26 protein-coding genes, 1 tRNA gene and 2 pseudogenes are annotated in these 26,943 nt (G+C 38.7%); 10 read left to right on the plus strand and 19 right to left on the minus strand.

Annotated elements, in window-relative coordinates:
- The 5 genes and pseudogenes from ADIARSV_RS19115 to ADIARSV_RS23265 all read right to left on the minus strand — a co-directional run.
- Positions 1-375, minus strand: a 375-nt coding sequence (locus ADIARSV_RS19115; protein WP_040300704.1) for a carboxypeptidase-like regulatory domain-containing protein, incomplete at its 3' end; no start/stop codon positions are given.
- A gap of 23 nt (positions 376-398) precedes the next feature.
- Entirely contained in the window at positions 399-1,286 is an 888-nt protein-coding gene (locus ADIARSV_RS19120) for an inositol oxygenase family protein (protein ID WP_016197318.1), read from the minus strand.
- 530 nt (positions 1,287-1,816) lie between these two features.
- Positions 1,817-2,005: pseudogene (locus ADIARSV_RS21335) on the minus strand (transposase); the annotation flags it as partial.
- A gap of 15 nt (positions 2,006-2,020) precedes the next feature.
- Complete coding sequence (locus ADIARSV_RS20860; RefSeq protein WP_016197321.1) at positions 2,021-2,242, minus strand: hypothetical protein; 222 nt, start codon at positions 2,240-2,242, stop codon at positions 2,021-2,023.
- A gap of 85 nt (positions 2,243-2,327) precedes the next feature.
- On the minus strand, positions 2,328-2,429 hold the full coding sequence (locus tag ADIARSV_RS23265) for a transposase (RefSeq protein WP_394331157.1): 102 nt from the start codon (positions 2,427-2,429) through the stop codon (positions 2,328-2,330).
- A 275-nt stretch (positions 2,430-2,704) separates the two neighbouring features.
- Here ADIARSV_RS23265 and ADIARSV_RS19130 point away from each other — a divergent pair, with 275 nt between their 5' ends.
- The 3 genes from ADIARSV_RS19130 (at position 2,705) to ADIARSV_RS19135 (ending at position 4,845) form a co-directional block, all read left to right on the plus strand.
- Positions 2,705-2,986 (plus strand): hypothetical protein, encoded by a 282-nt coding sequence (locus tag ADIARSV_RS19130; RefSeq protein WP_040300705.1) that lies wholly within the window; start codon positions 2,705-2,707, stop codon positions 2,984-2,986.
- 22 nt (positions 2,987-3,008) lie between these two features.
- Complete coding sequence (locus ADIARSV_RS21340) at positions 3,009-3,158, plus strand: transposase (RefSeq protein ID WP_316929521.1); 150 nt, start codon at positions 3,009-3,011, stop codon at positions 3,156-3,158.
- Positions 3,159-3,849: 691 nt separating this feature from the next.
- Entirely contained in the window at positions 3,850-4,845 is a 996-nt protein-coding gene (locus ADIARSV_RS19135) for a LacI family DNA-binding transcriptional regulator (RefSeq protein ID WP_016197324.1), read from the plus strand.
- A 23-nt stretch (positions 4,846-4,868) separates the two neighbouring features.
- On the opposite strand, the gene ADIARSV_RS23270 is transcribed toward ADIARSV_RS19135, so the two are convergent.
- From ADIARSV_RS23270 to ADIARSV_RS19180, 9 genes are all read right to left on the minus strand, one after another.
- Positions 4,869-5,207, minus strand: coding sequence for a transposase (locus ADIARSV_RS23270; RefSeq protein ID WP_016197325.1), 339 nt, complete (start codon positions 5,205-5,207; stop codon positions 4,869-4,871).
- 140 nt (positions 5,208-5,347) lie between these two features.
- Positions 5,348-5,479 (minus strand): hypothetical protein, encoded by a 132-nt coding sequence (locus ADIARSV_RS22955; protein WP_016197326.1) that lies wholly within the window; start codon positions 5,477-5,479, stop codon positions 5,348-5,350.
- A gap of 581 nt (positions 5,480-6,060) precedes the next feature.
- A tRNA-Ser gene (locus ADIARSV_RS19150) sits at positions 6,061-6,148 on the minus strand.
- Between the two features lie 61 nt (positions 6,149-6,209).
- On the minus strand, positions 6,210-7,256 hold the full coding sequence (locus ADIARSV_RS19155; RefSeq protein WP_016197327.1) for an asparaginase: 1,047 nt from the start codon (positions 7,254-7,256) through the stop codon (positions 6,210-6,212).
- A 50-nt stretch (positions 7,257-7,306) separates the two neighbouring features.
- Entirely contained in the window at positions 7,307-8,071 is a 765-nt protein-coding gene (locus tag ADIARSV_RS19160; RefSeq protein ID WP_016197328.1) for a TatD family hydrolase, read from the minus strand.
- 80 nt (positions 8,072-8,151) lie between these two features.
- On the minus strand, positions 8,152-10,062 hold the full coding sequence (gene dnaK, locus ADIARSV_RS19165) for a molecular chaperone DnaK (protein ID WP_016197329.1): 1,911 nt from the start codon (positions 10,060-10,062) through the stop codon (positions 8,152-8,154).
- Between the two features lie 145 nt (positions 10,063-10,207).
- Positions 10,208-11,251: an FKBP-type peptidyl-prolyl cis-trans isomerase gene (locus tag ADIARSV_RS19170; RefSeq protein ID WP_040300709.1), complete on the minus strand. Its 1,044-nt coding sequence runs from the start codon at positions 11,249-11,251 to the stop codon at positions 10,208-10,210.
- Between the two features lie 77 nt (positions 11,252-11,328).
- Positions 11,329-12,300: an FKBP-type peptidyl-prolyl cis-trans isomerase gene (locus ADIARSV_RS19175; protein WP_040300710.1), complete on the minus strand. Its 972-nt coding sequence runs from the start codon at positions 12,298-12,300 to the stop codon at positions 11,329-11,331.
- A gap of 14 nt (positions 12,301-12,314) precedes the next feature.
- Positions 12,315-13,325 (minus strand): DHH family phosphoesterase, encoded by a 1,011-nt coding sequence (locus ADIARSV_RS19180; RefSeq protein ID WP_016197334.1) that lies wholly within the window; start codon positions 13,323-13,325, stop codon positions 12,315-12,317.
- 150 nt (positions 13,326-13,475) lie between these two features.
- Here ADIARSV_RS19180 and ADIARSV_RS19185 point away from each other — a divergent pair, with 150 nt between their 5' ends.
- Complete coding sequence (locus ADIARSV_RS19185) at positions 13,476-13,895, plus strand: nucleoside-diphosphate kinase (RefSeq protein WP_016197335.1); 420 nt, start codon at positions 13,476-13,478, stop codon at positions 13,893-13,895.
- 40 nt (positions 13,896-13,935) lie between these two features.
- Here the strand turns inward: ADIARSV_RS19185 and ADIARSV_RS19190 are convergent, their stop codons facing one another.
- Together ADIARSV_RS19190 and recF are read right to left on the minus strand one after the other, a co-directional pair.
- On the minus strand, positions 13,936-14,226 hold the full coding sequence (locus ADIARSV_RS19190; RefSeq protein ID WP_016197336.1) for a DUF721 domain-containing protein: 291 nt from the start codon (positions 14,224-14,226) through the stop codon (positions 13,936-13,938).
- On the minus strand, positions 14,210-15,322 hold the full coding sequence (gene recF / locus ADIARSV_RS19195) for a DNA replication/repair protein RecF (RefSeq protein WP_016197337.1): 1,113 nt from the start codon (positions 15,320-15,322) through the stop codon (positions 14,210-14,212). The genes ADIARSV_RS19190 and recF overlap by 17 nt, the downstream gene beginning before the upstream one ends.
- Before the next feature lie 110 nt (positions 15,323-15,432).
- On the opposite strand from recF, the gene ADIARSV_RS19200 reads away from it, so the two are divergent.
- The 4 genes from ADIARSV_RS19200 to lipA all read left to right on the plus strand — a co-directional run bounded on the left by ADIARSV_RS19200 (position 15,433) and on the right by lipA (position 18,182).
- Complete coding sequence (locus ADIARSV_RS19200) at positions 15,433-16,110, plus strand: tetratricopeptide repeat protein (protein ID WP_016197338.1); 678 nt, start codon at positions 15,433-15,435, stop codon at positions 16,108-16,110.
- 62 nt (positions 16,111-16,172) lie between these two features.
- A complete protein-coding gene (ribH, locus tag ADIARSV_RS19205; RefSeq protein WP_016197339.1) occupies positions 16,173-16,664 on the plus strand; it encodes a 6,7-dimethyl-8-ribityllumazine synthase in 492 nt (163 codons plus the stop codon).
- Between the two features lie 192 nt (positions 16,665-16,856).
- The gene (gene ytxJ / locus ADIARSV_RS19210; RefSeq protein WP_040300711.1) at positions 16,857-17,186 is read left to right on the plus strand and encodes a bacillithiol system redox-active protein YtxJ; all 330 of its coding nucleotides are present in this window, start codon (positions 16,857-16,859) and stop codon (positions 17,184-17,186) included.
- A 111-nt stretch (positions 17,187-17,297) separates the two neighbouring features.
- Positions 17,298-18,182 carry a lipoyl synthase gene (lipA, locus tag ADIARSV_RS19215; protein WP_016197341.1) on the plus strand — a complete coding sequence of 295 codons (885 nt, stop codon included), beginning with the start codon at positions 17,298-17,300 and terminating at the stop codon, positions 18,180-18,182.
- A 31-nt stretch (positions 18,183-18,213) separates the two neighbouring features.
- Here lipA and ADIARSV_RS19220 read toward each other — a convergent pair whose 3' ends face one another.
- The 3 genes and pseudogenes from ADIARSV_RS19220 to ADIARSV_RS19230 all read right to left on the minus strand — a co-directional run bounded on the left by ADIARSV_RS19220 (position 18,214) and on the right by ADIARSV_RS19230 (position 23,542).
- Entirely contained in the window at positions 18,214-19,707 is a 1,494-nt protein-coding gene (locus ADIARSV_RS19220; RefSeq protein ID WP_016197342.1) for a bifunctional ADP-dependent NAD(P)H-hydrate dehydratase/NAD(P)H-hydrate epimerase, read from the minus strand.
- Positions 19,708-19,717: 10 nt separating this feature from the next.
- Positions 19,718-22,562: pseudogene (gene uvrA, locus ADIARSV_RS19225) on the minus strand (excinuclease ABC subunit UvrA).
- A 143-nt stretch (positions 22,563-22,705) separates the two neighbouring features.
- A complete protein-coding gene (locus ADIARSV_RS19230) occupies positions 22,706-23,542 on the minus strand; it encodes a lytic transglycosylase domain-containing protein (protein WP_152439954.1) in 837 nt (278 codons plus the stop codon).
- Positions 23,543-23,753: 211 nt separating this feature from the next.
- Here ADIARSV_RS19230 and ADIARSV_RS20865 point away from each other — a divergent pair, with 211 nt between their 5' ends.
- Both ADIARSV_RS20865 and ADIARSV_RS19240 read left to right on the plus strand, forming a co-directional pair.
- Positions 23,754-25,583: a pseudouridine synthase gene (locus ADIARSV_RS20865; protein ID WP_083936620.1), complete on the plus strand. Its 1,830-nt coding sequence runs from the start codon at positions 23,754-23,756 to the stop codon at positions 25,581-25,583.
- A 240-nt stretch (positions 25,584-25,823) separates the two neighbouring features.
- Entirely contained in the window at positions 25,824-26,942 is a 1,119-nt protein-coding gene (locus ADIARSV_RS19240) for a lactonase family protein (protein ID WP_016197348.1), read from the plus strand.
- Position 26,943 lies beyond the last annotated feature (1 nt).

The raw sequence follows: 26,943 nt of genomic DNA on the forward strand, positions 1-26,943 counted from the left end.
GCTACCTTTGCCATAACCAATTACCACCACATCCTCTAAATTGGCAATAGATTCTTCTAATTTTACATTGTAAACAGAAGCTTGGTTGATTGTCACTTCTGCAGTGGTATAGCCAATAGAACTAAAAATTAGAATATCTCCCTCTTTAGCTTGTATTGAGTAAGCTCCTTGTACATCTGTAAGTGTTGTACCAGAACCCTCCTTAATTTTAACAGTAGCTCCAATTACGGTATTTCCCTTAGTATCTATTACTTTTCCAGTAACAGTTTTTGCAGCCTTACTCTGCGCAAACAAGAGTATCGGAAGCAATAGTACAATAGCTAATAGTGAACTTGCTTTTTTTGAGGATAAGAATTTTAAATAGTATACTTTCATGCATTTAATAATTAAACTTGTTTTTAAAATTTAAGTGTTTCTGGCAAATATTTTTTAATGAGTGCTTCATAGTAGGGTTTTAATTCTTCTACCATAGGAGGTGTTGGACTTTTAGAATATAAATCATAAGGATTAAAAAGATGAACCCATGGCAACATTTTTCTATCATGATCGTCTAAAAAATAATTATATTCTCCTTCACGGTGCCAAGCATAAAAAGAATGATACCTCAGCATATATAAACCTTCTTCAGGAAGATGATTTTTTAGCATTTGATAAATATATTCATCATGCCCCCAAGACATGTTTATGTTTCTTAAACCACAACCTTTATCGTAAACTCCATATTTCGAGTTAAATTTCGGATTGTTATAGTCAGAATTATCTTTAAAAAAATCAGAATAAACTATCTTTTTAGAATAAGCACAACCTACTGGGAAAGTATCCCCCACAACGGCCCATTGTGGCTCGCCAAATAAACATAGAACTTTCCCCATATCATGCATCAAACCTGTCAGTATCATCCAGTCTGGGTGGTTATCTTTTCTTATTGCTTCAGAAGTTTGTAGCAGATGTTGTAACTGATCCATATCTGTATCAGGGTCTGAGTCATCCACCAACTGGTTTAGAAAATCAAAGGCTTGCCATATAGGCATCTCTTTTTTATCAAACTTTAAATAATCCTCTCTTTTTTGAGTTACAAAATCATACGTTTGGTGTTTATGGTTAAGGCGGTAAAATTCCTTGACATTTTCTTTAACCTGTGCGTCGTTGTAATTTCTAAACGTTTCTTTTGGTTTATTCGTTATATCCGAACTGGGATACCTTTTCAGAATATTTTCTTCCCATTCATCAAGGTTTTTTAATGGATTTTTCTCCTCCTTTTTAAGATTTGAATCCCTTTCTTTCATAATAATTTCTTTTTTATGATTATTAATTAGGTTTAAAATGGTTTCGGTTTAATAAATGACCCTATAAATGTCTGTTTAATTTTTAGCAATTATAGAAAAGGGTAAAGGTTTATTTACGAAACCGTTTAAGGGGGGCTAATACCCCCATTTTTTTTAAAATATTTCTCATTTAGTACATAAATTATTTTAAAATGAATTATATACTAAATCTTGAGCATAATCACAAAAAGGCATTTAGCATCTTCATTTTTGCCATTTTTTATAGTATGGACACACTTCGCCTACCGGATTGAATAATGTAAATTGCTCGGGCCATATTGTAGACCATATTCATCAATGTAATCTTTGCTGTTGCGCGCTCTATACCAATGGTCATCACCTTTAACTCATGACCTTGTCTGTGCATCCAGGCAAATACATGTTTCAACTGGCCCTTACTTTTGACTTCTCCCTGTGCAGCTTTTGCTTCTGGCTCAATGGTGTATTGCGGTAAGCCCGCTCATGGATCTCGCTTTTAATTCCCCGGTCCTTTAGAATGGCTTCTTGTTTATCGCTCCGGTATGCAAGTCCGCATATAAGGGTTTTTCCCTATCTTCTTCATTTAACAGATCCTGCAGAATCTCGCTATCGTGCACACTGGCAGAACTGGTCTGAAAACTGGTGATCAGTTTAGAGCCAATATCAACCTTCACATGATTCTTATAGCCGAAACAGACCTGATTGTTCTTCTTGGTCTAGTCCGCATCGGTATCCTTATGACGCATCTTGTTTAAGCTCCAGTATTCCGGAAGATCGCCCTCTTTCAGTTGCTCGTTTTCTTCCCTGCTGTTACGTTGCCTGGGAGCAGTGAGAAAGCTGGCATCTACCATACTTCCTTTTTTAGTATACATGCCTTCTTTTTCCAGCCTGTTGTTAAAGGCTGCAAACCGGGAATCAAGTACATTGTTAATAATCAATGCTTCTATAAAATTATGAATAGTGTTCTGGTCAGGATCTGGTCATTCATTCCTAAACCTAAAAAATGCATGAAAGTCAGACGGTCTACGATCTGAAACTCAGTCTGGGCATCAATAAACCGTACAAGCTCTGTAGTACCAAGATCTTAAACAGCATCAGTTTATCATAAGGTGGGCGGCCCCTCAATTGTAATCTATTACAGAAAAACCACTCTTGATTAATTCACGAAATCCCTCCCAATCAATATGCTCATCAAGTGTTTTTAAAGGGTCTTTATAATTACCTAATTTATCCTGATGATCCCATAAAAATCAAAGAGAGTTCTTTCCCGTTTTTTCATACCTAAAAATACATAATAATTTCATGAATACACCGACTGGATAAAAATCAAGTCCATATGCTTAAAAGCAGTCTGATCCCGTGCCAGCAGATCCGCACCCTGTGGGCCTATTGCAGGGAATATGTTAACGGCAGTAAAGCATCACAGCATGGTATCCATGATTGAGAGTAAAACGGTGTTAAACATTATAGAACTGATCATCAAAGGAGAAACAGAGATTAATAAGTTACTTGAAAAAGTACTTGGGACAAAAAACCGCAAAGATGATTTGGTCGCCCAAAGCCTGGAGGGGTTCATATTACCAGAACACCGTTTTTTGCTAAGTCAGCAATTAGAACAATACCGTCTTTATTACAAACAAGCAGAAGAGTTGCAAAACCAAATGTTAGCCATATGCAACTAACACTACGCTAAAGAAATGAAAACTGCTCAAAAGCATGACGGGTAAAGATGACCAGTCAGCCATGCAACTAATCGCAGAAACAGGAGCTGATATGGCTGCCTTTGAAACTAGTAACAAATTGAGCAATTGGGCTGGAATGTGCCCCCGAAACGACGAAAGCGCAGGTAAATAAAAAACAAGACCATCACCAAAGGCACCAAATATTTACGAAGGATTATCGTACAAATCGTCTGGGCAAGCAGCCGGACAAAAACCAGTAGCTACTACAACAAATACAATCAACTAGCTATCGTAAAGGAAAGAAAAGGCACTGATTGCCATGGCAAGCAAACAGCTCACTGTAGTGTGGAACATACTCAAATACAGGCAGCCCTACGACATTAACAAACAACCTGTAATTACGCATGAATAACTGCTGACAAGAAAGAAGTATTATGAAAAAGAATTGGGCAAATTTAGCGTACTGGAAATGACAGTAAACAGCAAGATAAGCTCCGTAAAGGTCGGTTAAATTTATGTTGGCTAACAACCCTCCTTCTAAAATGACCAAGTTATCTCAAAGCACACAGACTTAAGCTAAGCTTGCAGAGGAAATTCGTACAAAACGAGATGTGACTAGGATAACCCGATAGAAAATGTCTTGTACATAAAGGTTTATAGAAGAAATTTAATCATTTATAATCGTTTTTTTGTACTTATGAATTATGATAGGTTATTAGAACCCCCTTTAGAAATTGTAGCTTTGAAATTTTCAAATGATATTTTTCCCAAAGGTTTTATATTTGATTTCGACTTTTGAAAATTAAAACCAATCACTTCAAATAAATACTCAACAGAGGATCTTAAGAATGATAAAAGTAAATATGAAAGTGCTTGCAAAAGAGCTAAATGTATCGATTGCTACTGTTTCTAAAGCACTAAATGATAGTTATGAAATTAGTGAACAGATGAAAAGTAGAGTTCGCGAAGCTGCTTTACGACTTAATTATACTTTGAACCCGTATGCAAGTAGTTTAAGAAACAAAAAAAGCAAAACAATTGCAGTTATACTTCCCGAAATTACCGATAGTTTCTTCTCCTTAGCCATTAATGGTATTCAGTCTATCGCTGAAAAAAAAGGGTATCATGTTCTTATTTATCTTTCTCACGAAAAATTCGCCAATGAAATAGCAATCGTTTCTGAGTGTACTAGTGGACGAGTGGATGGGGTTTTAATATCTATTGCCAGTGAAACTACCAATCCAGATCATTTACTAAAACTTCAGGAAGAAAACATACCTATCGTTTTTTTTGATAGAGAGTTTGAAGGGCTCGACATAGCAAGTGTTACCACAAACGACTTTGAATCTGGTTATCTTGCGGCCTCACATCTTATAGCTATTGGATGTGAAAAGCCTATTTTTTTATCTATTTCCTCAAGTTTAGGGATTTGTACAAAAAGAGCCGAAGGATTTAAAGTTGCTTTGCAAGAGATGAACTTTGAATTCAAATATGATCCTATTTTTATATGTAATGGAAACGAACTTGAACAATATAATCAGGTTCAAAATCTGTTAACAGGTATACACAGACCAGATGGCATAGTTGCCTCAGTAGAAAAACTGATAAAAATAATTTACACGATTAGTTATGAAATACGCTTATCTATACCAACTGAATTAAAAGTTCTGATTTTTTCTACTTTAGATTATGCCCCTATATTAAATCCTCCTCTATCTACCATTTCGCAACCTGCATTTGAAATAGGCAAAACTGCTGCTGATTTACTTTTTAAAAGAATAGAAAAAAAGGACTATAATATTTCGGATAACAAAATTGTAATTCCTTCGGTTTTAGTAAAGAGGGGTTCATCTAGTTAGGGTCTGCTGAAAAACTCAAAAGACTAAATCAACGGTATAATTTTGACTTTCAAAAATAATGGCTGGTGTATACTTGATACACCAGCCATTATTTTTACTAATCGTTTTGCATGAATCTCGATCATTGCTGAAAAATGCCTGTTCATGTTTTTGATTTTTAGCCAAAAGTATAACTCCCAGGCCAACTTGACCAGGTTAAGCACCATAAAGATGCAGGCAATCCAGGATTCGCTGGTCTCTTTCAAGCGGGCCTTGATATTGTCCAAACCGTAAGCGGTTTTTGCCTGTCCGAATTTCCCTTTAATTGGATTCCTTTCCCTAGTAACCGTATCCGGGGTAAGGGACTGTAATTCAAGGTCCAACACCAGCTGATCAGCATAAGAAGGAACAAAACGTTCCTGGGTACTTCCAAAGAAACGCTTCTTCCACTGGGTGATCTGGTAATTGGCTTCAAACAGTAGAAACTTGAGCTTTTCTATTTCCCTTTCGCTGTTTTCCCATTTCAGGGCCAGGTCATTATTCCGCTCATCCAGGAGTTGGTTATTCTTCTCTCTTTATGGAGTTCTTTTTTCAGGTGCTGATTTTCCTGTTCCTGAAGGGAAGCCTTTTTAGCTTGCTCACGCAGGATATCCAATTTTTATAATAACTCTGATTTCTCATTTTGAGCAGCTTTTTCCCCTTGTTTCATTACTTAAAAATACGTATTTCAAGAGATATTTGCAAGAATATTTCAACAAAAAACAGCAATTAAAGTACATTAAACTGGGTTTTGATAGCGTTTTCTCCGCTGGATACTTTGCAGGGAATACCGCCAAGAATGAACTAGGCCATGTGGAAAGCTTAAAGGATCGAGCAAAGTATAATCTTAATATGGTAGTCAAATTAACAAAAATACTCGACTGTAGATATGAGGACTTGTTGCCATAAAGATTCCCAATCGTAGAATTGAAGTTCATATCTTAATTCCCTACCTAGATATCGAAGCCAAGTGAGTGAATAAAAAGAAACATTTAGAGTCTTAAAAGAATATTAATTGTTGAATAGAATCCAATGACTTTCGGCAACAATCCTAATTGATGAAGTTTGCATGGAATAAGTTTTAGATATTAGAGCCCATTTGATCATACAACTTGTAATTCACTCCCCTAATCATTCCCCTAAAGAATTTAAAACAATAAAACCCGTTGAAAATCAACGGGTTTTAACTATTACCAGCGGAGAGGGAGGGATTCGAACCCTCGATACCCTTTTGAGGTATACACGCTTTCCAAGCGTGCTCTTTCGGCCACTCAGACACCTATCCTTTATGGGAATGCAAAACTAAGAATTTATGTCGCAAGATACTACCCTTTGGAAAATAAATATTAAAAAACTGTTTTTGTCGCTACAGGAGAAGATTTGCTTAACTCTCCGCGCAAATTAGTTTCCAGTAAATGGGAAATACGATCGACGGTATAGCCTCTTCCTAACAGGAACATCAGCTTGGTTACAGCAGCCTCATAGCTCATATCAAAGCCACTCGCTACTCCCATATCTTTTAATGGGCGACTGGTTTCATATCTTCCCAATTCTACTGTACCTACCTTACACTGCGATATATCTAAGATGACCTTACCCTTATTAAGCGCAGTCTGCAGACAGTTCAGGAACCACTCTTCAGTAGAGGTGTTACCTGCACCAAAACTCTCTAAAATAATAGCATTAGCCTCCGAATTTACAATTGCTTTAACCGTTTCAGCACTTATTCCCGGATATAATTTTAGTACAGCAATAGAATTATTCAGCTTTTTATGCACTTTAAAAATACAATCATCACATTTTCTGATGCTTGAATCATTGAATCTTAAGTGCACACCTGCTTCAGCAAGCACCGGATAATTAGGAGACCGGAAAGCTTCGAACTTAGCAGAATTATACTTAAATGCCCTATTTCCTCTAAAAAGCTGAAAATCAAAGTATATGCATACTTCAGGCACCCTGGCTTTACCATTCTGCTTGGCAGATGCAATTTCAAGTGCAGTTATTAAATTTTCCTTTGCATCAGTTCTAATCTCTCCTATCGGTAGTTGTGCCCCTGTAAAAATCACAGGCTTGTTTAAGCCTTCCAACATAAAGCTTAACGCAGATGCTGTAAATGCCATAGTATCCGTGCCATGTAGCACTACAAAGCCATCATAAATAGCATAGTTCTTTTCAATAATTTCCGCCAGTTCAATCCATACATCCGGTGTCATATTAGAGGAATCTATTATTTCAGGGAATGAATAAACTGTTATTTCATAATTCAGGCGCTTAAGTTCTGGAACATTTTCGGTAATCAGGTTAAAGTCAAGAGGCATCAATGTACCCGTGACCCTATCATGTACCATGCCTATGGTTCCTCCGGTATAAATGATGAGTACCTTTGTCATTTTAACTCAGCTCTGTTATTTTTGATAAAGATAGAAAAGGAATGCAACTCTCAGACACCAAATATTAGTTTAGAATTTTTAGTGGTAAGATCTGCGACCTCATCTATCCGTAAATTTTTTATTACTGCAACCCTTGCAGCAATATAGGGTAAATAGCTACTTTCATTAGGTTTCCCCCTATAAGGTACTGGAGTTAAGTACGGGGAATCAGTCTCCAACACTATATTTTCTATATCAATATCAACAAGTATTTTATCTAACCCAGCATTTTTATAGGTAACCACCCCGCCAATGCCTAAATAAAAGCCTAACGCTATTATACGTTGTGCTTGTTCCAGAGTTCCGGAAAAACAATGAAATATGCCTCTTAATTTAAGATTTTTTTCTGCAACCAGTATTTCATACACCTCATTGAAAGCTTCTCTACAATGTATCACAATAGGAAGATCCAACTCTTTTGCCCATCTAATCTGCTTAATAAATGCATCCTGTTGAGAAGCCAGCGTTGTTTTATCCCAATGGAGGTCAATTCCTATTTCACCTATGGCAACTATGGAAGGTAAATTTACATTTTGAATTGCTTGAAGTTCTTTTATATAATCGTCCTTAACATCGCAAGGATGAAGCCCCAACATGGGAAAGCAGTTTTCAGGGTATGCATTTGTCAGTGCTATAACTAATGGAACCGTCTCCAAATCAACATTAGGAAGAAAAAGCCGGGTAACATCATTAGAGAAACATCGCTCCATTAGCAATTTACGATTCTCAGTGTCCGTCTCATAATAGAGGTGTGTATGTGTATCCGTAAAGGTCATTACTGCAAATATCGTTTATTACAACAACAAAAAGCCGCTTCAGAAAACTGAAACGGCTTTTTAAATTAAAAATTACTTAATTATTTTACTTCTTCGAAGTCAACATCAGTAACTGTGTCACCATTGCCGGCTGCATTTCCATTAGCAGCATCAGGTCCTGCATTAGGAGTACCCTGAGCACCTGCATCTTGCGTTCCCTTGTACATATCTTCAGAAGCTACATTCCAAGCCTCTTGCAATTCTGCCTGAGCTACATCAATATCAGCAAAGCTTTTAGCTGCATAAGCATCTTTCAACTTAGTGAAAGCACTTTCAATTGGAGCCTTTTTCTCAGCAGGGATTTTATCACCATATTCTTTTAACTGTTTTTCAGTTGAGAATATAAGTGCATCAGCAGCATTAAGCTTGTCGATTTCTTCCCTAGCTTTCTTATCGGAATCAGCATTTTCTTCTGCTTCCAGCTTCATCTTCTTAATTTCATCTTCTGTTAAACCGGAAGAAGCTTCAATACGAATTTTCTGTTCCTTACCTGTTGCTTTATCCTTAGCAGATACATGTAAGATACCATTTGCATCAATATCAAAAGTTACTTCAATTTGAGGTATACCACGAGGTGCTGGTGGAAGTCCATCTAAGTGGAAACGTCCAATAGTACGATTCTGGTTTGCCATAGGACGTTCACCCTGCAGAATATGAATTTCTACTGATGGTTGATTGTCTGAAGCAGTAGAGAAAGTTTCAGATTTTTTACTTGGAATAGTGGTGTTAGACTCGATTAATTTAGTCATTACACTACCCATAGTTTCGATACCTAAAGAAAGTGGAGTAACATCAAGAAGCAATACATCTTTCACCTCTCCTGTTAATACACCACCCTGAATAGCTGCACCAATAGCTACAACTTCATCCGGGTTAACACCTTTAGAAGGTTCTTTACCAAAGAATGCTTTCACTGCATCCTGAATAGCAGGAATACGAGTAGAACCACCTACTAGAATCACTTCGTCAATGTCTGCAATAGTCAATCCAGCGTTTTTCAAAGCTGAACGACAAGGCTCAATAGTACGTTTGATCAAACTGTCAGCCAATTGCTCAAACTTAGCACGGCTTAAAGTCCGTACAAGGTGCTTAGGTCCATTTTGATCTGCAGTGATATAAGGAAGGTTGATCTCAGTTTGAGTAGAGCTAGATAATTCAATCTTCGCTTTTTCAGCAGCTTCCTTTAGACGTTGAAGAGCCATAGGATCTTTTGCAAGGTCCATTCCATTCTCTGCCTTAAATTCTGTAGTTAACCAGTCAATGATTACATGGTCAAAGTCATCACCACCTAGGTGAGTATCACCATCAGTTGACTTAACTTCAAACACGCCATCACCTAATTCAAGGATCGAAACGTCATGTGTACCACCACCACAGTCGAACACAGCAATTTTCATATCTCTATGTGCTTTGTCCAAACCATAAGCTAATGCAGCTGCAGTGGGTTCATTTATAATTCTTTTAACCGTTAAACCTGCAATTTCTCCAGCTTCTTTAGTAGCCTGACGTTGAGCATCATTGAAATAAGCAGGAACTGTAATAACCGCTTCTGTTACTTCGTGGCCCAAGAAATCTTCTGCTGTTTTCTTCATTTTCTGAAGAATCATTGCTGAAATTTCCTGAGGAGTGTATTTACGACCGTCGATATCAACACGTGGTGTGTTGTTATCACCTTTCAGTACAGTGTAAGGCACACGTGATGCTTCTTTCGTAACTTCATTAAAGCTGTTTCCCATGAAACGCTTGATGGAGTAGATCGTTTTTGTTGGATTTGTAATTGCCTGACGTTTTGCAGGATCTCCTACTTTACGTTCTCCGTTTTCAACAAACGCAACAATAGATGGAGTTGTGCGTTTTCCCTCGCTGTTGGCTATAACTACGGGCTCATTACCTTCCATTACGGCAACGCAAGAGTTTGTTGTTCCTAAGTCGATACCAATAATCTTTGACATATTATATTCTTCTTTATTATTTCTTAAATCAATAACTACTTCTTACTTATCAATGCTTATGCCAAGCTTATAATTAAACTGTTTGACATAGAGAAAAGTAATTAGCAGACATAAATGAATTTGCTTACAATGACAAGATGACAGCTTATTTTGTCTTTGAAGTCACAACCTTCTTTTTAACAGTAGGTTTTGTCTTCGGTGCTACTTTCTTAACTGCCACTGGTTTTTTCACTATAACTGCAGGTATTTTAGGGACTACAGCTTTTTTAGCCGGTTTAACTTTCACTAGCTCTACTTGGAAATCAAGTGTACTAAATGGAGGAATATCCTGTCCTGCACCCTTAGGTCCGTAAGCAAGTTCAGAAGGAATTAAAAAGCGTCCTTTTGAACCCTCATTCATCATCAATAGCGCCTCATCCCATCCTGGAATTACTTCTCCCTGCCCAACTACAAAACTAATAGGTTCATAATTACGACCTGGTTGTTCCAATCCGGCCTTTTTCGCTTCTGCCTCAATACTGGAATCAAAGATTTTACCATTTAATGTCCTCCCAATATAATTTACTTCTACTGTATCGCCTGCAGTAGGTTTCAGTTTCATAGAGGGAGTCAGGATTAAATATCTTAAACCTGAAGGTGTTTGTTTGACTACTAACTTATTTGCTGTTACAAAAGCATCTGCAATATGCAGTTCATTTGTTTTTAATGAATCAGCCATTTTAGTCTGGATATCCATCATTTTTTGACGTTCAGCCATTGCTTCTTCCATGGACTGAACATTTTCAATTTTCAATACAAACTGAAGTGTACTTCCTGGAGGAAAGAAAGAAGGACGTTCCATCTGGCCGTCTTTAAATAAAGAATCACTAGGTATTTTTACCAATGCACTATCTTTTAATCCAAGCATGGGAAAGAAATACATCAAATCGGAAATACTTTTGGATGGCTCTATTGCTATTGTAACCGGTTTCCCTGCTGCAAATGAGCTAAATAAAACAGAGTCCTTATCCGTTTTCTGAGTAAAATTAAAGGTAATAACATCATTTAATTTTACTCTGGCTGCTGTTCCCTTTGTATAGATTTGATATTGAACACCATTGGGCAATTGCTTTAAATCGGGCTTAACTTGTCCAAAAATGGGAACACTCAACACCATCAGCAATGCGATGATTAAATTTACAGTTTTCATATGTGATCTAAAAGTAAACATCCGGCTGAATATGCATCAGCCGGATGTTCGTTATATTTTAATATAAGAAATAAGTTTTACTTTTTACCCTGAGCACCAACTGGAGCTGGAGCTGTTACCGGAGCTGGAGAACCTGGCTTAGGTTTGATAATTTCCAACACTTCCATTTCAAATACTAATGGCATGAAAGGAGGAATAATCTGACTTCCTTGTTCGCCATAAGCTAAACTAGAAGGGATAATAAATTTAACCTTACTTCCTTTTGATAATAACATCAAGCCTTCATCGAAACCTGGAATTGTAGCATGTACGCCTGCAGGAACCTTCATAGGTTGATAAGGACGCATTGCATTAAATAAACCTGGTTCTTTTTTAGCTACAGCCTGAATACTGGTATCAAATACCTTTCCTGTTAGGAAACTACCTGTATAATCTAACTTAACGGTATCACCAATTGCTGGTTTTATACCATTACCTTCTTTTTCAACGATATAATTTAAACCTGTAGCAGTTACTGTAGGTTTCAAATCATTAGCGGCAATAAATCTGCTGATCTTACCGGCTTCCTGACTTTTAGCCTTAGCAACTTCTGCCTTTAAAAATTGGTCTACTTTACCCTGGAATAAACTATCTGTTAATGTACCTTTTGGAATTACTTTGTCAATCTTAAATGTAAAGACCATGTACTTTCCTTTTGTGTTTGCTGGCTTTGGCATGTTCATTTTTGCCTGCAAAGAATCCAGATTTATTTTGAAAGTTGCACTATCGCCTTCACTTAACATCGCTAATGCAGCATAGATATCTCCTTTGAAAGAAGATTTTTGTTCTGCGACAAACATAGGCCTGTCATAGTCATACGAATTAGATAAAGTAGAATCTTCTTCAGTTTTTTGAATGGCATGTAAAGCGATAAAGTCACCTTCCTTGATAGTAGCACCATCTTTATCCTCATGGATAATGTACTGCATATCGCCTTCACCTTTTTTAAACTGTTTGCAGCTAGTAAACGCTAACGCTGCAATTCCCAACATAATTAAGCTCTTGTTCATTTTGTTTTTTGTAGTTACTGTATTAATAAACTTTTATATTCAATTAGAATTTCTTTAAATTTCAAGACGGTGTCATCCAGTGACAGATCAGATTGTCCTCCTGCCGCATTTCTATGACCTCCTCCTTTGAAATATTTTTTACAGATTTCGTTGGCAGGAAAATCACCTGTTGATCTAAGGGATAGCTTTACAGTATCCGGACGCTCGATAATAAGAGCAGCCAGCCTGATGCCATTTATGGTTAATGCATAATTAACCAATCCTTCCGAATCGCCTGTTGTAATTGTAAACCGCTTCAGCTCTTCTGCAGACACTGAAAAGTATGCAGCCTTATACTCAGGAAGCACAACAAGCTTATTAAGTAAACAGTAACCTAGAAAACGTAAACGGCTTTCAGAGAAGTTATCGTATACCAACTGATGAATTTTCCAGTTTTCTGCACCCCGTGTAATCAGGTCTGCAACAATAATATGTACCCTTGGTGTGGTAGTCGGAAACCGGAAAGATCCCGAATCTGTCATAATACCAGTATACAAACAGGTAGCCACGTCCTTATTGATCAAGTCAGGCTCTTCCATCACCTGGATAATAAACTCGTAAACAAGCTGTGCAGTAGAACAAGCATTAATCGACCAATACCGGTAGTCATCAAAATCCTGCGGTTCCAGGTGATGATCAATCATCACTTTTTTAGCCGGTGATTCCTGTATCTGAACGCCCATTTCATGGATTCTGTTCAATGCATTGAAATCCAGACAAAACACAAGTTCTGCCTCTGCTATAAACGTATTGGATTGTTCTGTTTGCTGGGGATAAATAAGGACTTCTGTATTATTGGGCATCCATTGAAGGAAAACGGGGTAGTCAGATGGGGTAATAACCTTTACATGATGTCCCTTTTGGATCAAATAATTATAAAGACCCAAAGATGAACCCATTGCATCGCCATCAGGCTTGTGATGAGTGGTAATAACAATACGCCTGGGTAGCGCTAACAATTCTTTAAGGGTGTTTAACTCTAACATCATTTATAAAAAGAATTGCAAAGCTATTAAAAACCTTGATCTAACAAAATGCAATTATTTCATATCTTCGCGCATACCTCACTCTCTTTTTCGTCAAATGCTTCTTTTGCTACAAATTAAATTATATTTTTACAGCAACTTAAAAACACAATGGCAACAAACAGAACATTTACCATGATTAAGCCAGATGGCGTTGCAAACGACCATATTGGTGCTATTCTGAATGATATCACTAAAGGGGGCTTTAAAATTATCGCATTAAAATACACTAAATTAACTGCAGAGAATGCAGGCGAATTCTATGCCGTGCATAAAGGACGTCCTTTTTATAATGATCTCGTAACTTTTATGACTTCAGGCCCTATCGTAGCGGCTATTCTTGAAAAAGACAATGCAGTGGAAGATTTCCGTAAACTGATTGGTGCTACTGATCCTACTAAAGCTGATGCCGGCACAATTCGTAATAAATATGCCAAGTCTATTGAAGCGAACACCGTACACGGTTCCGATTCTGATGAAAATGCAGCTATTGAAGGAAACTTCTTCTTCTCTCAGTTTGAGCGTTTCTAAAAAAAACTAGTATAAACAAGGTCTGGCAAAGGGCCTTGTTTTATAAAAACACAATTTCCTCCAGCACATCCGCACCTGCCCGCTCATTCATCTTATCCAATATCTGAGAACGGATCATCAACAATTCATTCTTCAATACAGAAGACTCAACACGGATAAATAATTTTTTGTCACGTATATATAACTGACGGGTACGATTAGCTACAGCTGGACCCATCATTTCCGGCCATGCCGCTACAAGTGAGGTTTCATCAAACTTCCTTTTTAGCTTATATACCCGCAACATCTGTTCTATTGCCTCTTTAATTGGCTTATCATTCGGTTTCCTCATTTTGTACCACTCCTTTCCTTACCTCAAATATAGTTAACCCAACTCCAATACCTTCAAAGATCCCCTCAATACGATCCCTGTTGGTATCAGTCAGAAAGATCTGTCCAAAATCATCATGCGACACCATCTGCATCAACTTCTTAATCCGCTTGTCATCCAGCTTATCAAAAATATCATCCAGCAAAAGCAAAGGCTTATATCCTTTCTTCAACTGCAAAAAACTATACTGAGCTAACTTCAAAGCGATAAGAAATGACTTCTGCTGCCCTTGTGAGCCAAATTTCTTCATTGGCATCCCATTTACGCTGAAGCTAAGATCATCTTTATGGATGCCCATTGTGGTACGCTGAAGAAAACGGTCACGCTCCACTGATTTTTTCAACAATCCCGCAAACTCATCATGAAACAAGGGAGAATCATATATTAACTCAACCTGTTCAGCGTCTTCCGTCAGGTATTTATAATGCTTTTCGAATACGGGAATAAACACAGACATAAAAGCCTTGCGTTTTTCAAATATCTTTTCTCCTGATGCGATCATCTGATCATCAATAACCTCCATTAACTCCGGATCATACTGACCTCTCTCCGCAATCCTTTTTAATAAAGCATTTCTGTTGAGCAGATTTTTATTATAAATAATCAATTCATCCAGATAATGTCCATCGGTTTGAGAAATCACATTATCGATAAAACGACGACGCTCTTCACTTCCTTCTATAATAATGCTGACATCATTAGGGGAAATCATGACAGATGGAAAGAGACCGATATGATCGGCCAATCGCTGATATTCCTTCTTATTCCGACGAAATTGCTTTTTTTGATTGCGCTTTAGCGAACAGGATATCACCTCATTTGAGCCATCCATGTCAAAAACACCCTGGATCATGAAGAAATCACAAGCATTTTTGATTTGCTGTGAGTCTATAGGATTAAAATAACTTTTGCAAAGTGAAAGATAATGAATCGCATCCAGAAGATTGGTTTTACCTGCTCCATTATCACCCGTAAAGGCGTTAACAGAAGGCGATAAGGCCAATTCGGCCTCTTCATAATTCTTAAAATTTAATAGGGATAATTTTTCCAGCCACATACTATCAGTGACAAAGTTAATCTTTCAAAAACAATTTAAGTTTTTTCTTTCTACAATCACTTGTAAGTAACCCTTAAAAACGTATTTTTGCAAACTTCAATTTTACGCAAATGGCGACAAATCAAATGGATACTAAAACTCAATCAAATATGCTGACAAACCCAGGGAACTTTGTGCAGGAGAACAAGAAAAGTCTGGCTGTTATCGGCGGAGCAATAGTAGCACTTATTTTACTTTACATCGGGTATCAACAATTCTACTTAGCACCCCGTGCAGAAACGGCTGCAAATGAAATGTTTAAAGCAGAAGAATACTTAGCAGTTGATTCTTTAGCAGACAGAGCTATTAAAGGTGATGGTTCTTATCCGGGCTTTGAAACGATAGCTGACGAATACTCCAGCACTAAATCTGCTAATCTTGCCAACGCTTATCTGGGTGGTTTATACCTTCAAAAGGGTGAATTCGAAAAAGCTATTGATGCATTAGGTAACTATAGCAGCACGGGTAGTATCGTCATCGATCCATTGGTTTTAGGCATGTTAGGTGATGCTTACTCTGAATTAAAGCAGTATGATAAATCAATTACCTACTACAAAAAAGCAGCAAGCAAATCTGACAACAACTTTACTTCTCCTCTTTTCTTAAAAAAGCTAGGTCTTGTTTACGAAGAGCAGAAAGAATTTAAATCTGCTGCTGATACCTATAAAAAGATTAAAGAAAATTACTCCACTAGCTTTGAAGCCTCTGTTATAGATACTTACATTGCACGTGCGGAAGCTCGTTTATAAACACTGAGCAATATAAATTACTAAATGGTTATCTAAAAGGTAGCCATTTTCATTTGTTTCCTATGGCAACTCATCTCAAGAATCTTTCCGACTTTTCACATACCACAATTCCATCCGCTGAATCGTTCAGGTTTGCTATTGTTACCGCACAATGGAATGCGGATATTACCGGTGCCTTGTATCAGGGTGCATATGATATGCTGATTCAACAAGGTACAATCCCAGAAAACATCCTTTCCTTTACTGTACCCGGCAGTTTCGAACTGATTGTAGCTGCAGAAATGGTATTAAACACACAGCAAGTAGACGCCGTAATTTGTTTGGGCTGCATTATTCAGGGCGACACTCCTCACTTTGAGTATATTTGCAATGCCGTAGCAAATGGCATCAGCAATGTAGGCATTAAACATGCTATACCGGTGATCTTCGGCGTGTTAACTACGTTGAATTTAGAACAGGCACAAGAAAGAGCGGGTGGTAAACATGGCAATAAAGGAACCGAAGCAGCAGCTTCTGCTATACTTATGGCCGATTTGCAACGTTTACTTAAATAATTATCAATTAGAATACTGTTGATCAGATAGTTTTCTTATTTTAACATCATGAAAAGAGTTACAATACTATTCTTATTATTAATTACTGCATGCACAGTTTTTCAATCGTGTTCAAACAAAATATGCCCAGCATATAACTCTTACCCAAAATCACGCAGATAAAATTCAACCTTGTATTTTAACTTTATACCTATGAACTGGATACAACTAGAAACCACACAACAACTACAGGACTTACAACACATTAGCGGCTATAGTATTTTATTTAAGCACAGTACCAGATGCCCAATTAGCATGATGGCTAAGAAAAGATTTGAGCTCGACAAGGATGCCCTTCCCCAGGAAACTCCTTTATATTTTCTGGACTTAATTAAACACCGTGACCTTTCTGCAGCAATAGCTAAGACTTTTGATGTGTATCACGAGTCCCCACAATTGCTTCTTATTAAGGACGGAAAGTGTGTTTATCACGCCTCGCATGGGGAAATTTCTGGTGAAATAGCAGCTGCACATATCGATTAACCCCCTACATCCCATAGCGGCTTCACATAAATCACAATCAAATCTCTCTCAATTGTCAAATTGCACTGAGGGATGACCATTATCTAAGGTCTAAATATTTACATTTGCAACATGATCGAATTGCCGGTAATACCTGCCAACCAATCTCAAAGGAGACCAAACTGGCTACGGGTTAAACTACCCGTTGGAAAAGAATACGCAAATGTAAGAGGATTAGTTGATACTCATAAACTTCACACCATCTGCGAAAGTGGCAATTGTCCTAATATGGGTGAGTGCTGGGGTGCCGGTACTGCTACCTTTATGATTCTTGGTAATATCTGTACCCGGTCGTGCTCATTTTGCGCCGTTTCAACAGGAAGACCTCTTGCTGTTGATTTGGATGAGCCCAATAGGGTTGCCAACTCTATCAAATTGATGAGCGTCAAACATGCCGTTATTACTTCTGTTGACCGCGATGATCTGAAAGATGGAGGCTCAATCATTTGGGCTGAAACCATACGTGCGATAAGAAGAGAAAGTCCTGCCACTACCATGGAAACTTTGATTCCAGACTTCAGAGGAATTTGGGATAACTTATATCGAGTATGCGAAGAACGCCCTGAAATGATTTCCCATAACATAGAAACAGTTAAAAGGTTAACCAAACAGGTTCGTGTTCAAGCCAAATACGACAGAAGTATGGAAGCCCTGCACAGGATTTCTGAGTTTGGATTACGTACAAAATCGGGTATCATGTTAGGTTTAGGCGAAACAGAAGCTGATGTAATTGAAACCATGCAGGATCTTGCAGATACAGGCGTTCATGTGCTTACAATAGGTCAGTATCTTCAGCCTTCCAAAAATCATCACCCTGTAATGGATTGGATCCACCCCGATCAGTTTGCTAAATATAAAGAAATAGGACAGCAAATGGGATTCAAGTATGTAGAAAGCGGCCCACTTGTCCGTTCCTCTTATCACGCCGAGAAACACCTATTTGATCAGGTACTATAATTTGCTACGATAAAGGCTGGTAGTCTTTTGATCAGGTACTATAATTCGTTGCAATAGTGGCAGGCAGCCTTTTGATCAAACTTGAAGCAGGAACAACATAATCGTTTCCTTCTTCTCCAGCTGCCCCATGAATATAAGCGCCTAATATTACGGCGTCTTCCGGACTGTAACCCTGGGCGATAAAGGAGGTGATTATCCCTGTTAAAACATCGCCCATACCTCCACTGGCCATTGCCGGACTGCCTGTAGGATTAAACAAGCACTTTCCATCTCTCGTAAAAATCATCGTGTACTGATTTTTAAGCAGTATGGTGCAACCCATAGTCTTCGCCCTGTCTATGCCTGTTACGACCCTATCCCACCAACTCACATGCTCCCCAAACAACCGGTCAAATTCTTTTACATGAGGCGTTAAAACAGATCCCTCAGGAATAATCTGCATCAATTCGTGATGCTGCCCAATTAAATTAAGCGCATCTGCATCAATCACTACCGGTTTATTATACTCTTTTAATGTTTTTGTAAGTAAGGCCAGACTTTCTGGAGAGGAACCTATTCCAGGGCCAATACCAACAGCCTGATAGGTTTTCCATGTCAAATCCTCATTCACATTTTCGTTTAAAATAGCCATAACCTCAGGCACCCTGGTATTCAAGGCGGTTAAACCCTCTTCGGGGACACAGGCTGTAGTTAAACCGGCTCCGGTACACATACAGGCTTCTGCACTCAAAAGTGCGGCACCCATCGTTTTAGGCGCCCCAGCAATGATTAGCGCATGTCCATAAGTTCCCTTATGTGTAAATTTAGCTCTTCTTTTTAAACGGGATGTGATATCTTTTTGTGTAATCAGGTAATAAGGCGTTTGCAGTGACTGAATATAATGCTCATTTAAACCAATATCCACCACCTTAATCTCTCTGATAAAACCAGCAGATTCTGGCAAAAAAAAGTTCACTTTTGCCCGCTGAAAAGAAATAACCAGATCGGCAACCAGAACTGTATCTGACAGCTTCATAGCACCCTCTGATTTAAAACCGGTAGGAATATCTACAGCAACAACTACTTTATCGAGCTTATTGATCTTCTCCACCAACATCCTTAACTCACCCTCTAGAGGTTTATTCAGGCCTGATCCTATCAGCGCATCTATAATGAGTTCCGCCTCTTCCACATCTAATTCAGCTGCATGCTTCAATTCAGCAACAGGAATATGACTTGATTCTATATCAACGAGATTAGCGTCGAAATCATCGCTGCTTTTATCAGAAAAGCGAGCTATTTTAACATCCAGGTGATTATAACCCTCCTGGTAAAGCAACCGGGCAATAGCCAGTCCATCCCCACCATTATTTCCTGTACCACAGTAAACCGCTATTTTAAGATAACGCTCCGGATATGTTCTGGAAAAAGCCTTTACAAAAGATTGTGAGGCTTGCTCCATTAATTGCAATGAGGATAAGTTAAATGTGGTACAGGTATGGGCATCTGTATCCCGCATTTGGGCTGCACTTAAAATATTTTCCATAGCTCAATATTTATCTTCCCATTTCTATCTTTAAAAATTGTCCGGTGAAGCTCTTTTTAACCTTTACCAGATCATCAGGCGTTCCTTCAAAAAGGACTACCCCCCCTGCATCTCCTCCTTCCGGACCAAGATCGATTACCCAGTCTGATACCTTTACCACATCCAGGTTATGCTCAATCACCAAAATCGTATTTCCATGATCGACCAGTTTATTCAATACGCCCAGAAGCACATTAATATCTTCAAAATGAAGTCCCGTTGTTGGCTCATCCAGAATATAGAATGTTTGTCCGGTGTCCTTTTTAGATAGTTCAGTCGCCAGCTTCACCCGCTGCGCTTCTCCTCCTGATAAGGTGGTAGAGGACTGTCCCAGTTTTATATACCCCAAACCTACATCAAACAGCGTTTTAATCTTTCGATGAATAGAAGGAATAAGTTCAAAGAAATCTACAGCTTCTTCAATACTCATATCCAGCACATCACTGATTGATTTGCCTTTATAACGCACTTCAAGGGTTTCCCTATTGTATCGCCGGCCATTACATTCTTCGCAAGGCACATGTACGTCAGGTAAGAAATTCATCTCAATGACCTTCATGCCTGCACCCTGACAAGTTTCACAACGTCCACCCTTCACATTGAAAGAAAAACGTCCGGGTTTGTAACCACGAATTTTTGCTTCCGGTAAACCCACATACAGATTACGGATATCAGAAAACACCCCTGTATAGGTAGAAGGATTAGAACGTGGCGTACGCCCTATAGGACTTTGATCAATCTCAATAACCTTATCAATATGTTCAAGCCCTTCGAGTGACTTATAAGGCATTGGTATTTTCTTTGCCCTGAAAAAAATGATGATTCAGAATAGGATATAACGTTTCACCAATTAAGCTCGATTTTCCACTACCTGAAACACCGGTAACACAAATCAGCATACCTAAGGGAAATCTGACGGTTACATTTTTCAGATTGTTTCCGGTCGCATTTTTCAATACCAATTCCTGACCATTCCCTTTACGTCTCTGCGCAGGAATAGCGATAGATTTTTCACCATTAAGATAGGCGTTAGTCAGCGTTTTTGCATTTCGCACCTCTGCTGGTGTACCTTGTGCCACTACTTCGCCACCTCTGACACCCGCTGCCGGTCCCATATCTATTACATGGTCTGCTTCCAGAATCATATCCTTATCATGCTCGACAACCAAGACAGAGTTGCCTATATCACGGAGATTTTTTAATGCAGATATTAGGCGTGCATTGTCCCGCTGATGCAGTCCTATACTTGGCTCATCCAAAATATACAACACGTTAACGAGTTGCGACCCAATTTGCGTAGCCAAACGAATCCGCTGTGCCTCCCCACCCGACAACGTTTTAGCCGTCCGGTTTAAGGTTAAATAATTCAATCCTACATCCAGCAGAAAACCAATCCGGGAACGAATCTCCTTTAAGATCTCTTTCCCTATAATATTCTGACGCTCATTAAGCTTCGATTCTATATCCTCAAACCATTTACCCAGTTGGATAATACTCATTGAGGAAAGCTCATAGATGTTTTTATCGCTGATGCGAAAGTTTAAAGACTCTTTCTTCAGGCGGGCACCATGACATAGCGGACAAGTACGAAGTACCCGGAAGTTTTCCAGATCCTTCGACGTATCATCTACACCTTTATCTGCCTGCTCTTCCAGCATTTTGATAATCCCATCAAAAGTAACCTGATAATTTTGAACGTTCCACTTATTATAGGCCACCGGAACGGTGATCATTTCATCCGATCCATTTAATACCATTTCCAAAACTTCCCTTGGAAGCTTTTCTATTGGATCAGACAAAGAAAACTCTTTCTTCTTTGCCAGTGCTTTCAACATCTGGAACATCCAGGTTTCCCTGTATTCACCTAAAGGAGCAAGTCCCCCTTTCATGATGCTCAACTTCGGATCAGGAATAATTGACGATTCATCAATTTCGAAAATGGTACCTAAACCATCACAGCGTTCACATGCACCATAAGGTGAATTGAAAGAGAAAGTATTAGGCTGCGGTTCATCATAAGAGATCCCAGATTCAGGATCCATAAGGAATTTACTGAAAAAGAATTCATTATGTTCTTCATCCGCAATCTTGATAATTCCTTTAGATGTTTTTAAGGCAGACTGTATGGAGGTATTTAATCGCTTACTATCATTTTGGGATACATATAACCGATCAATAACCATTTCAATATCGTGGATCTTATAACGGTCAAGCTGCATCTTAGGCGTAAGATCAACAATCTTGCCGTCGACTCTCACTTTCAAATACCCTTGTTTGCGAATCTGCTCAAAGAGCTCCCTATAATGACCCTTTCGGCCTTTTACAACCGGGGCCAGCACAGCAATAGCCTTACCGTCAAACTGCTGTAATACACTTTGAAGCATCTGTCCTTCGGACATGCGCTCCATTTTTTTACCCGAAACATGAGAATACGCTTCCCCTGCCCTGGCAAAAAGCAGGCGCATAAAGTCATAAATTTCAGTAATTGTTCCCACAGTAGAACGTGGGTTTTTAGAAGTAGTCTTTTGTTCGATAGCAATAACCGGACTTAATCCGGAAATTTTATCCACATCAGGCCGCTCCATGCCACCCAGAAACTGCCGGGAATAGGCACTAAAGGTTTCCATATATCGTCTTTGACCTTCTGCATATATGGTGTCAAAGGCCAAAGAGGACTTACCACTGCCACTTAATCCGGTTATTACAACCAACTGATTACGTGGAAAAGAAACGTCTATATTTTTTAGATTATGAACCCGGGCTCCGTAAACCTCTACTTCGCTTTGCTCGCCAAGATCAGGTGTGCTTTTATCCATTAATTAATACCTCTTGAAATTAAGGTGTAAAGATCGTTTAATAGAAATTAAATAAAGCCTTGGATTTAGAATTTTACAGTTTACTTGAAGACCTTAAGCCGATCTCTCCCCAGATTTCGCATGTTGGTCTTCAATAAATAAATCTATAACTCCTGCTTTTGCAGCAGATTTAATGCTGAAATTGCATTTTGCTCTATTACCGGATTAATATATACTGGCTCAGGCCTTGTTTCCTTGGCAAGCAGCTCTTTATTCCGGCTTGCAAATCCATACTTAATCGGATTTTCAATCACTTCTTTCATGGATACTAATTTGTATACATAAGAAGCGGTTTCGTTATTCAGCTTGAGCTTAAAATAGCTCTTGTGCCCTTGCGTATTAATTCGTTTACGTAACTTATTTTCCCCTAAGTTATAAGCAGCTGCAACCAAAGTCCAATTATGAAATTCATTATGCAATTCTTTTAAGTACCTGCAAGCGGCAGCAGTGGACATTTTCATATTATGTCTTTCATCCACATCACCGTTGACAATCAGTCCATAACTTCGTGCTGTTCCTGGCATAAACTGCCAGTATCCGGCAGCACCCTTAACAGAGGTACCACGCTTTAAACCACTTTCAACTAGCGGCAAATACTTGAAATCATCCGGAATGCCATACCTTTTTAAGATGGGTTCCATAATAGGAAACCAACGGGCTGCCTGATGATGTAACCGATCTGTTTGAATATGCTCATAACTATTGGCTTTCAAATACTTATTCATTCTCCTGAATACCTTTAAACGTTCAACTGGTATCACTTCATTCGCAAACTCATACGAGTATGCTGGAGATGAATCTTTTTCCTCTTGGGGAGAAGGGACATCCACTTTTTGTGGAAACGAATTAACGTATGTTACTGAAGTTCTGCTGACCCCGATTTTTGCTAAAATCATAATCATAACAACTGCAAAACACGCCATCAAATGTTTCTTAATCATGCGTTCCTTACTATGTTTAAATAAAAAAGATTACAAAGATACATAATATATATCTAATAACCAAGCACTTACACACTACTGCCTAGAAATCAGGCGTTTATTGCCTTCATTCTGAGCAATTTTGTATAAATAATTAATCTGCACTATTACGGCTTTAACTATTTATTTTAACTAACTTTGCCCCCCATTAAAAATAGGTTAGCAGTATAGTATGCCAGAGAATAATAATCGGAAAAGTCGCGACGACAAGTCCTTCAATACCAATCGTTTTGATAAAACATCAAAAACAGAACGTCCGGACAAGACGAACACAGAAAGAAGAAGAAAGTTTGACGGTGATCGTAAAAGACCGACAAGTGACCGTCCGGGAAGATCAGATCGCCCATCGTCTGATGAAAGAGGTGATCGCAAGAGAACAGATGACCGCCCTCCTTACGCAAATAGATCAACAGATTCCAGAGAAAGAAGCCGTGACTTTAATGCCGGAGGAGAACGTTCTTCAGACAAAAGATCATTCAGTTCTGATAGAAGAAGTACTTCTACAGGAAGCCGCACACAAAGCGACCGTCCATTTGAAAAGAAACCTTACAGCTCTGACAGAAAACCTTACGGTGAGGACAGAACATCAGGTAGTCGTCCTCAAAGCGACCGCCCATACGAAAGAAAACCTTTCAGTTCAGATAGAAAACCTTACGGTGAAGACAAAACTTCAGGTAGCCGCCCTCAAGGCGATCGCCCTTACGAAAAGAAACCGTTCAGTTCTGACAGGAAACCTTACGGTGAAGACAGAACTTCAGGTAGCCGTCCACGAGGCGACCGTCCTTACGAAAAGAAATCGTTCAGTTCAGATAGAAAGCCTTTCAGTTTTGACAGGAAACCTTCCGGAGATGATAGAACTTCAGGCAGCCGTCCACAAAGCGACCGTCCATACGAAAGAAAACCTTTCAGCTCTGACAGAAAACCATTTGGTGAAGATAGACCTTCAAGTAGCCGCCCACAAGGCGACCGCCCTTACGAAAAGAAACCTTTCAGTTCGGATAGAAAACCTTTTGGTGATGACAGGAAGGCTTTTGGTGATGATAAGAGAGAAAGAAAACCATACAGTGCGGACAGAAAACCTTACGGTGAAGATAGAAAACCACGTACTCCGGGTAGCGTAACACAAAGCGACCGTTCATACGACAGAAGACCTGCTGATGACGGAAGAAATACAGAACGCAAAACAGATAGTGGAGAAAATAGAAAATGGACTTCTGAAGAAAAGATCGAAGGCTCAAACCTTCGTGCAAGGAAAAAACCATATTCTCCCTCTCAACCTGCTGATTCAACAATAAGATTAAACAGATATATTGCTAATGCTGGTATATGTTCACGCAGAAAAGCGGATGAATTAATCGAAGCAGGTGTAATTACCGTGAATGGTGAAGCCATCAATGAGCTTGGTTTCAAAATAAATCCCATGACGGATGTAATCCGTTACAACGGCGAAACATTGAAACGTGAGAAAATGACTTATGTGCTTTTAAATAAGCCTAAAGATTATTTAACCACTACTGATGATCCTCAGGAACGTAAAACGATCATGCAACTGGTAGACAAAGCTTCTAAAGAGCGGATCTATCCTATTGGCAGATTGGACAGAAATACAACAGGTTTAATCCTGCTGACTAATGATGGCGATCTTACTGATAAGCTGTCTCATCCCCGTCATAACATCACCAAAATTTACCATGTAGAACTGGATAAGAATCTTAGCCAGGGCGATATGAACAAGATTGCGTATGGTATTGAACTTGAAGATGGTATGATGAAGCCTGATGAAATCAGCTACGTTGCCGGTGGAATTAAAAAAGAAATCGGAATTCAAATTCATAGTGGGAAAAACAGAATTGTACGTCGTTTATTCGAACACCTTGGATACGAAGTGGTGAAGCTTGACAGAGTGGTGTATGCCAACCTGACTAAAAAAGACTTACCTCGTGGAAGATGGAGATACCTTGACGAAAAAGAAATCATCCAACTGAAACATCTTATAAAATAAATAGAATCCATTATTGGATTCTGTGTCTAGCCCTCAAGATATAAGCTTTCAAAAGCGGGTTATCTTGAGGGCTTTTTGTCTTATAATTATTACGGGAGCGACTCTTTCAATGTACTGCAATTCGCCAGAACTTTTTTAGCAGAAGCTGTTAATCTCATCAGCTTAAATAGTTATAAAACAAATTTGATTATTCTCTTAATGTGTTAACTTTATACATTAACCATCATATTCTACCTTATTATGAGAAACACCTTTTTATTAATCATCATGTCACTAATCGCCCTACATCAAGCATCTGCTCAAAACCTGAACCTGATAGTAGGAACCTATACCAACAAGGGAAACAGTGAAGGCATTTATGTCTACAACTTTGACTCCACAACAGGAAAGTTAAGTCCCAAGAATAAAGCTACAGGTGTTTCGAATCCTTCTTATCTCACACCAAGTAACAATGGTAAGTTTGTGTATTCAACAAATGAAGACAATGATGGTTCAATCAGTTCTTTTGCCTTTGACAAGTTAAGCGGCAAATTAAAGTTCCTCAATAAGAAAACTGCTCAGGGAGGTGGTACTTGCTATATTGCTGTAGATGCTACAAATAAGTATGTTTTTGCAGGCAACTATGGTCAGGGTAACCTCGTCGTATATTCAGTTTTACCCGATGGTTCGTTGGGCAATTTGCTTCAGTCCATACAAGATACCGGAAGTGGAGTAAATAAATCCAGACAGGAAGGACCACATGTTCATTCGACTATTTTATCCCCAGATCAGAAATTCCTATTGGTTAGCGATTTGGGCACCGACAAGATCTCCGTTTACTCTTTTGACAATAACAGCTCTTCGGAACCATTAAAAGCAGCAGAACCTCCCTACGTAACTGTAGAGCCTGGTGACGGACCAAGACATCTGGATTTTCATCCCAATAGCAAATATGTATATGCGCTCATGGAAATGACAGGAAATGTATTGGCGTTCTCTAATGATCAAGGCAAGATGGAAAAAATCCAAACCATCTCTATGGTTGCCAAAGGATTTACAGGGCAGACTGGTGCTGCAGATATTCATGTATCCCCTGATGGAAAATTTCTATACAGCTCAAACAGAGGTGATGCAAATGACATCGCAATATTCTCCATAAATCCATCAACAGGAATGCTCACATTGAAAGGACATCAATCAACTTTAGGTAAAGGGCCAAGAAACTTTGTAATTGATCCAAAAGGCAACTTTTTGCTGGTTGCCAATAACAATAGCAACGAAATCATCGTGTTTAAAAGGAACAAAGTAACAGGACTGCTAAAAGCGACTGGAGAAAAGGTAGCGCTCGACGCTCCTGTTTGTCTGAAATTCAGTAAGTAAT

The sequence above is a fragment of the Arcticibacter svalbardensis MN12-7 genome (assembly GCF_000403135.1).
In the GTDB taxonomy this organism is placed as follows: domain Bacteria; phylum Bacteroidota; class Bacteroidia; order Sphingobacteriales; family Sphingobacteriaceae; genus Arcticibacter; species Arcticibacter svalbardensis.

Excerpts from the sequence above, each read along its gene's own strand:
- ADIARSV_RS19120 (WP_016197318.1), bottom strand. The coding sequence starts at position 1,286 with ATGAAAGAAAGGGATTCAAATCTTAAAAAGGAGGAGAAAAATCCATTA.
- ADIARSV_RS19130 (WP_040300705.1), top strand. The coding sequence starts at position 2,705 with ATGTTAACGGCAGTAAAGCATCACAGCATGGTATCCATGATTGAGAGT.
- ADIARSV_RS19135 (WP_016197324.1), top strand. The coding sequence starts at position 3,850 with ATGAAAGTGCTTGCAAAAGAGCTAAATGTATCGATTGCTACTGTTTCT.
- ADIARSV_RS19155 (WP_016197327.1), bottom strand. The coding sequence starts at position 7,256 with ATGACAAAGGTACTCATCATTTATACCGGAGGAACCATAGGCATGGTA.
- ADIARSV_RS19160 (WP_016197328.1), bottom strand. The coding sequence starts at position 8,071 with ATGACCTTTACGGATACACATACACACCTCTATTATGAGACGGACACT.
- dnaK (WP_016197329.1), bottom strand. The coding sequence starts at position 10,062 with ATGTCAAAGATTATTGGTATCGACTTAGGAACAACAAACTCTTGCGTT.
- ADIARSV_RS19170 (WP_040300709.1), bottom strand. The coding sequence starts at position 11,251 with ATGAAAACTGTAAATTTAATCATCGCATTGCTGATGGTGTTGAGTGTT.
- ADIARSV_RS19175 (WP_040300710.1), bottom strand. The coding sequence starts at position 12,300 with ATGAACAAGAGCTTAATTATGTTGGGAATTGCAGCGTTAGCGTTTACT.
- ADIARSV_RS19180 (WP_016197334.1), bottom strand. The coding sequence starts at position 13,325 with ATGTTAGAGTTAAACACCCTTAAAGAATTGTTAGCGCTACCCAGGCGT.
- ADIARSV_RS19185 (WP_016197335.1), top strand. The coding sequence starts at position 13,476 with ATGGCAACAAACAGAACATTTACCATGATTAAGCCAGATGGCGTTGCA.
- ADIARSV_RS19190 (WP_016197336.1), bottom strand. The coding sequence starts at position 14,226 with ATGAGGAAACCGAATGATAAGCCAATTAAAGAGGCAATAGAACAGATG.
- recF (WP_016197337.1), bottom strand. The coding sequence starts at position 15,322 with ATGTGGCTGGAAAAATTATCCCTATTAAATTTTAAGAATTATGAAGAG.
- ADIARSV_RS19200 (WP_016197338.1), top strand. The coding sequence starts at position 15,433 with ATGGCGACAAATCAAATGGATACTAAAACTCAATCAAATATGCTGACA.
- ribH (WP_016197339.1), top strand. The coding sequence starts at position 16,173 with ATGGCAACTCATCTCAAGAATCTTTCCGACTTTTCACATACCACAATT.
- ytxJ (WP_040300711.1), top strand. The coding sequence starts at position 16,857 with ATGAACTGGATACAACTAGAAACCACACAACAACTACAGGACTTACAA.
- lipA (WP_016197341.1), top strand. The coding sequence starts at position 17,298 with ATGATCGAATTGCCGGTAATACCTGCCAACCAATCTCAAAGGAGACCA.
- ADIARSV_RS19220 (WP_016197342.1), bottom strand. The coding sequence starts at position 19,707 with ATGGAAAATATTTTAAGTGCAGCCCAAATGCGGGATACAGATGCCCAT.
- ADIARSV_RS19230 (WP_152439954.1), bottom strand. The coding sequence starts at position 23,542 with ATGATTAAGAAACATTTGATGGCGTGTTTTGCAGTTGTTATGATTATG.
- ADIARSV_RS20865 (WP_083936620.1), top strand. The coding sequence starts at position 23,754 with ATGCCAGAGAATAATAATCGGAAAAGTCGCGACGACAAGTCCTTCAAT.
- ADIARSV_RS19240 (WP_016197348.1), top strand. The coding sequence starts at position 25,824 with ATGAGAAACACCTTTTTATTAATCATCATGTCACTAATCGCCCTACAT.